The 5,360-nt window shown below is 58.2% G+C and carries 9 protein-coding genes; all 9 read right to left on the reverse strand.

Going from position 1 to position 5,360, the window contains the following annotated elements; all coding sequences use genetic code 11:
- Window positions 1-413: 50S ribosomal protein L16 (gene rplP / locus IBX59_RS14630; RefSeq protein WP_296376876.1), on the reverse strand; the 413-nt coding region annotated here is incomplete at its 3' end.
- A gap of 12 nt (window positions 414-425) precedes the next feature.
- Window positions 426-1,130, reverse strand: a complete 705-nt coding sequence (gene rpsC / locus IBX59_RS14635) for a 30S ribosomal protein S3 (RefSeq protein WP_296376878.1) — start codon at window positions 1,128-1,130, stop codon at window positions 426-428.
- Window positions 1,130-1,510 (reverse strand): 50S ribosomal protein L22, encoded by a 381-nt coding sequence (gene rplV / locus IBX59_RS14640; protein ID WP_296376880.1) that lies wholly within the window; start codon window positions 1,508-1,510, stop codon window positions 1,130-1,132. Before rplV ends, rpsC begins: the two co-directional genes overlap by 1 nt.
- Window positions 1,511-1,513: 3 nt before the next feature.
- On the reverse strand, window positions 1,514-1,792 hold the full coding sequence (gene rpsS / locus IBX59_RS14645) for a 30S ribosomal protein S19 (protein ID WP_296376882.1): 279 nt from the start codon (window positions 1,790-1,792) through the stop codon (window positions 1,514-1,516).
- A 2-nt stretch (window positions 1,793-1,794) separates the two neighbouring features.
- Entirely contained in the window at window positions 1,795-2,637 is an 843-nt protein-coding gene (gene rplB / locus IBX59_RS14650) for a 50S ribosomal protein L2 (RefSeq protein ID WP_296376884.1), read from the reverse strand.
- 336 nt (window positions 2,638-2,973) lie between these two features.
- A complete protein-coding gene (locus tag IBX59_RS14655; RefSeq protein ID WP_296376886.1) occupies window positions 2,974-3,270 on the reverse strand; it encodes a 50S ribosomal protein L23 in 297 nt (98 codons plus the stop codon).
- Complete coding sequence (gene rplD / locus IBX59_RS14660; protein WP_296376888.1) at window positions 3,267-3,887, reverse strand: 50S ribosomal protein L4; 621 nt, start codon at window positions 3,885-3,887, stop codon at window positions 3,267-3,269. The genes IBX59_RS14655 and rplD overlap by 4 nt, the downstream gene beginning before the upstream one ends.
- Window positions 3,877-4,722: a 50S ribosomal protein L3 gene (gene rplC / locus IBX59_RS14665; protein WP_296376890.1), complete on the reverse strand. Its 846-nt coding sequence runs from the start codon at window positions 4,720-4,722 to the stop codon at window positions 3,877-3,879. Before rplC ends, rplD begins: the two co-directional genes overlap by 11 nt.
- 12 nt (window positions 4,723-4,734) lie before the next feature.
- Window positions 4,735-5,046: a 30S ribosomal protein S10 gene (gene rpsJ / locus IBX59_RS14670; RefSeq protein ID WP_296376892.1), complete on the reverse strand. Its 312-nt coding sequence runs from the start codon at window positions 5,044-5,046 to the stop codon at window positions 4,735-4,737.
- Window positions 5,047-5,360: the final 314 nt, after the last annotated feature.

A 5,360-nucleotide genomic window follows, 5' to 3' on the forward strand; every position in this document is an offset into this window, starting at 1 on the left:
TACCAGTCTTCGCGAACCACGGTCCGTGTCTTGATCGGCAGCTTCATCGCAGCAAGGCGCAGGGCCTCGCGGGCGACGTCTTCGTTGACGCCGTCGATTTCAAACATCACACGACCAGGCTTGACCTTGCACGCCCAGAAGTCGATCGAACCCTTACCTTTACCCATCCGCACTTCGACGGGCTTGGAGGTGACAGGCGTATCCGGAAAAATCCGGATCCAGACGCGGCCCTGACGCTTCATGTGACGCGTCATGGCACGCCGTGCCGCTTCGATCTGACGTGCGGTGATCCGCTCTGGCTCGATCGCTTTCAGGCCGTAGGTGCCAAAGTTCAGGTCAGACCCGCCCTTGGCTTCGCCCCGAATGCGGCCTTTGTGCAGCTTGCGGTGTTTTGTGCGCTTTGGTTGCAGCATGTCATCAGCCCCTTATCTGCGGCCAGCGCCGCGAGGGATGGAACCCTCTTGCAGCTCGGCATGTTTACGGTCGTGCGCTGACGGATCGTGCTCCAAAATCTCACCTTTGTAGATAAAGACCTTGATCCCGATGATCCCGTAAGGCGTCATCGCCTCATACAGTGCATAGTCGATGTCGGCGCGCAGCGTGTGCAGCGGCACGCGGCCTTCGCGGTACCATTCTGTCCGTGCGATTTCAGCACCGCCCAGACGACCGGCAAGGTTCACACGAATGCCAAGGGCACCCATACGCATGGCGTTCTGCACCGCACGTTTCATCGCGCGGCGGAAAGACACCCGGCGTTCCAGCTGCTGACCAATGGATTCAGCGACGAGCGCTGCGTCCAGTTCGGGCTTGCGGACCTCAACAATGTTCAGGTGCAGTTCCGATTTGGTTAGGTTTGACAGCTTCTTGCGCAGGGTTTCGATGTCTGCGCCTTTCTTGCCGATGATCACACCGGGGCGGGCTGCATGGATCGTGACGCGGCACTTTTTGTGCGGACGTTCGATGATCACGCGGCTGATGCCGGCCTGCTTGGCCTCTTCACGGACAAAGTCCTTGATCTTGAGGTCTTCCAGCAGCAGATCGCCATAGTCTTTGGTATTGGCAAACCAGCGGCTGTCCCAGGTGCGGTTGACCTGAAGACGCATCCCGATTGGGTTTACTTTGTTACCCATTATGATTGCTCCTCAACTTGACGCACCTTGATGGTCAGTTCTGAAAACGGCTTGACGATCTTGCCAAAACGGCCACGGGCCCGGGGGCGACCGCGCTTCATGATCAGGTTCTTGCCGACATAAGCCTCGGCGACGACCAGTTCGTCAACATCAAGGTTGTGGTTGTTTTCCGCGTTGGCGATGGCCGACTGAAGGCATTTCTTCACATCGTCCGAAATCCGCTTTTTGCTGAACGTCAGGTCCGTCAGGGCCTTTTCCACCTTTTTGCCACGGATCATCGCAGCGACAAGGTTCAGCTTTTGCGGGGACGTGCGCAGCATCCGCAGTTTTGCCATCGCTTCGTTATCAGCCACGCGGCGGGGATTCTTATCCTTGCTCATGACTTATTTCCGCTTCGCTTTTTTGTCTGCTGCGTGGCCATGATAGGTCCGGGTTGGTGAATATTCACCGAACTTCTGACCGATCATGTCTTCAGAGACGTTTACTGGGATATGCTTCTTGCCGTTGTAGACCCCAAAGGTCAGGCCAACGAACTGAGGCAGGATTGTAGAACGGCGCGACCAAATCTTGATCACTTCGTTGCGGCCACTTTCGCGCGATGCTTCTGCCTTTTTCAAGACATAGGCATCCACGAACGGGCCTTTCCATACGGAACGAGCCATAATTAACGACCCTTCTTCTTGGCATGACGCGAACGCACGATAAGGCGCTGCGATGCTTTGTTCTTGTTACGTGTCCGTGTGCCCTTGGTGTCTTTACCCCAAGGTGTCACGGGCGTCCGACCACCAGATGTGCGGCCTTCACCACCACCGTGCGGGTGGTCGATCGGGTTCATCGCGACACCACGGACCGACGGGCGCACACCGTAATGGCGCATCCGGCCTGCCTTGCCGAGGTTCTGGTTGGAATTGTCGGGGTTCGACACGGCACCGACGGTGGCCATGCATTCCTGACGCACCAGACGCAGTTCGCCCGACGACAGGCGGATCTGCGCATAGCCACCATCACGACCCACAAACTGGGCATATGTGCCGGCTGCGCGGGCAATCTGGCCGCCCTTGCCGGGCTTCAGTTCGATGTTGTGGACGATCGTGCCGATGGGCATACCGCTGAACGGCATTGCGTTGCCCGGCTTGATGTCGGCCTTGGCACTGGCGATGATCTTGTCACCGATGGCCAGACGCTGTGGCGCCAGAATATAGTTCTGTGTGCCGTCTTCGTATTGAATAAGGGCGATAAACGCGGTCCGGTTCGGGTCATATTCGATGCGGGCGACAACAGCTGTCATATCCAGCTTGTTACGCTTGAAATCGACGATGCGGTAAAGACGCTTTGCGCCCCCACCAATGCGACGCATGGTGATCCGTCCGGTGTTGTTCCGGCCGCCCGATTTCGTCAAACCCTGAGTGAGGGCCTTGACAGGACGTCCTTTCCAAAGCTCCGAACGGTCGATCAGCACCAGCCCACGCTGGCCCGGCGTCGTCGGTTTGTACGACTTGAGTGCCATGTTAGCTTCTTCCGTTTGCTTGGCGGCCCCTTACGAGGCCTGATGTTACAGGGCCCCGAAGGTCCCCAAGTGAAGGTGTCGGGGGCAACCCCGACCTACGTAGGCCGAATTTCAACCCGGCGCCCGCATAAGACACAACGCCCCGGAACGAATCCGAGGCGGTGCCATTGGGGGCGTATAGCGGGGAGCCGGCTGAGTGGCAAGACAAACCATGAAACAAAGGCATCAAGTATCCCCCACACATCCATGACGCGTGCAAATGCCCCTCTTGCTTGCCCCGACGCAAAAAGCCCCCGACAATCGTCGAGGGCTTTTTCTTTTATCATGTCGCCTGACTTACAGCCCGGTGGTCACGTCGATCGTGTTACCCTCTTCCAGGGTCACATAGGCTTTCTTGACATCCTTGCGGGTGCCCAGTGATCCGCGAAAGCGTTTCACTTTGCCTTTGGTGATGGCGGTGTTGACCGCCTTGACCTTCACACCGAACAACGCCTCGACGGCCTGCTTGATCTGGGGTTTGTTGGCGTCAATCGCCACTTCGAACACAACCGCATTGGCCTCGGATGCCATGGTTGCCTTTTCGGTGATGATCGGCTTGCGGATCACGTCGTAATGTTCTGCTTTCGCGCTCATGACAAACGAGCCTCCAGTGCTGCGACGCCTGCTTTGGTCAGGACAAGCGTGTCGCTGCGCAGGATGTCATAGACGTTGGCACCCTGGCTGGGCAGCACGTCAATGGTTGAAATGTTGGCGGCAGCCTTGGCGAAGTTTGCGTTCACTTCGGCCCCGTCGATGACCAATGCACGCTTCCAACCCAATGCGCCGACCATTTTGGCCAGTGCGCCGGTCTTGGCGTCCGTCACTTCGATCGTGTCCACGATAACCAGTTCGCCCGCGGCGACCTTGGCGGACAGCGCGTGCTTCAGACCCAGTTTACGGAACTTCTTGGTCAGGTCATGGGCGTGGCTGCGGGGCGTCGGGCCCTTGTATATACCACCCGACCGAAAGATCGGCGCGCCGCGCGACCCGTGGCGTGCGCCACCGGTGCCCTTTTGGCGATAGATCTTTTTGGTGGAATAGGACACTTCAGACCGGCCAAGCGTGTCGTGTGTGCCTGCCATGGCCTTGTTGCGCTGCCAGCGGACGACGCGGTGCAGGATATCCTTGCGGGGTTCCAGACCAAAGATTTCATCGTTCAGTTCGACCGAACCAGCGCTGCCGCCGTCCAGTTTGATTGCATCAGCCTTCATTGTTTTCGCCTCCCTCAGCTGGGGCTTCGTTTGCGGCTTCAGCCTCGGCTGCTTCCAGTGCGGCCTGTTCTGCCTCCGCAGCGGCCTTTGCGGCTGCGGCTTCTTCAGCAGCGGCTGCGGCGGCAGCTTCTTCGGCCAGACGCTTGGCTTCGTCGTCCAGTGACTTTAGGCCAGCTGGGTAAATCACGTTTTCAGGAGTCGGCTTTTTCACCGCATCCTTCAACGTCACCCAGCCGCCCTTTGATCCGGGAACCGCACCTTTGACCATGATCAACCCACGGTCGGCATCTGTGCGCACGACTTGCAAGTTCTGGGTCGTCACACGGGCAGATCCCATGTGGCCGGCCATTTTCTTGCCTTTGAACACCTTGCCGGGATCCTGACACTGGCCAGTGGACCCGTGCGAACGGTGGCTGACGGACACGCCGTGCGTCGCACGCAAACCGCCAAAGTTGTGCCGTTTCATCGCACCGGCGAAACCCTTACCGATCGAGGTGCCGGATACGTCAACGTATTGGCCTTCAAAGTAATGGTTTGCCGTCAGCGTTTCACCAACGTTGATCAGGTTTTCAGGGGCAACGCGAAATTCAGCGACCTTGCGCTTTGGTTCCACCTTTGCCGCTGCAAAGTGACCGCGCATCGCTTGGCTGGTGCGCTTTGCCTTGGCATTACCTGCACCCAACTGAACAGCGACGTAGCCGTCTTTTTCAGCGGTGCGTTGTGCGACAACCTGAAGGTTCTCAAGCGAAAGAACGGTCACGGGCACTTGCCGACCATCTTCCATGAACAGCCGGGTCATGCCGACTTTCTTTGCGATAAGTCCTGTACGGAGCATCAAAAATCCTCCTTACACGGAAATCTGGACGTCAACACCGGCGGCCAGGTCGAGCTTCATCAGCGCGTCCACGGTTTGGGGTGTCGGGTCAACGATGTCGAGAAGGCGCTTGTGGGTGCGGATCTCGAACTGATCGCGGGATTTCTTGTCAACGTGGGGGCCACGCAGAACGGTGAATTTTTCAATCTTGTTGGGCAAGGGGATCGGGCCACGAACCGATGCGCCGGTGCGCTTGGCGGTGGAAACGATTTCTGCGGTAGAGGCGTCAAGGACGCGGTAGTCAAACGCCTTGAGACGAATGCGGATGTTCTGGCTGGCAGCCATGTGCATCACCCTTCTCTTGAGGGTCTAGATCGGAGAGGAGGACGTGCGACCACCGCACACCCTCATCGCGTCTTTTGGTCCAACGGAAAAAGGCGCGCAAAGCGCACCCCGTCTGGATTGGGGCCGTATAGGAGGAGTCGGCAACTATGGCAAGGGGCATTGTCAGCAATGATACAGCGACTCGGCAACCAGCAACCGAACTGTGCCGCCCATGCAACCTTTCCGCCACATGTCCGCTGCGCCCAGCAGAAAGGCCGCTCCTTGCTGGAGCGGCCTTTTGTTTGTTGCTGTGCGATGGGTGCAAGCACCCATCC

It is taken from the genome of Yoonia sp., assembly GCF_014859355.1.
GTDB lineage: Bacteria > Pseudomonadota > Alphaproteobacteria > Rhodobacterales > Rhodobacteraceae > Yoonia.

What these genes read in the sequence shown, in the direction of transcription:
- rpsC (WP_296376878.1), bottom strand. Translation starts at nt 1,130, where the DNA reads ATGGGTAACAAAGTAAACCCAATCGGGATGCGTCTTCAGGTCAACCGC.
- rplV (WP_296376880.1), bottom strand. Translation starts at nt 1,510, where the DNA reads ATGAGCAAGGATAAGAATCCCCGCCGCGTGGCTGATAACGAAGCGATG.
- rpsS (WP_296376882.1), bottom strand. Translation starts at nt 1,792, where the DNA reads ATGGCTCGTTCCGTATGGAAAGGCCCGTTCGTGGATGCCTATGTCTTG.
- rplB (WP_296376884.1), bottom strand. Translation starts at nt 2,637, where the DNA reads ATGGCACTCAAGTCGTACAAACCGACGACGCCGGGCCAGCGTGGGCTG.
- IBX59_RS14655 (WP_296376886.1), bottom strand. Translation starts at nt 3,270, where the DNA reads ATGAGCGCGAAAGCAGAACATTACGACGTGATCCGCAAGCCGATCATC.
- rplD (WP_296376888.1), bottom strand. Translation starts at nt 3,887, where the DNA reads ATGAAGGCTGATGCAATCAAACTGGACGGCGGCAGCGCTGGTTCGGTC.
- rplC (WP_296376890.1), bottom strand. Translation starts at nt 4,722, where the DNA reads ATGCTCCGTACAGGACTTATCGCAAAGAAAGTCGGCATGACCCGGCTG.
- rpsJ (WP_296376892.1), bottom strand. Translation starts at nt 5,046, where the DNA reads ATGGCTGCCAGCCAGAACATCCGCATTCGTCTCAAGGCGTTTGACTAC.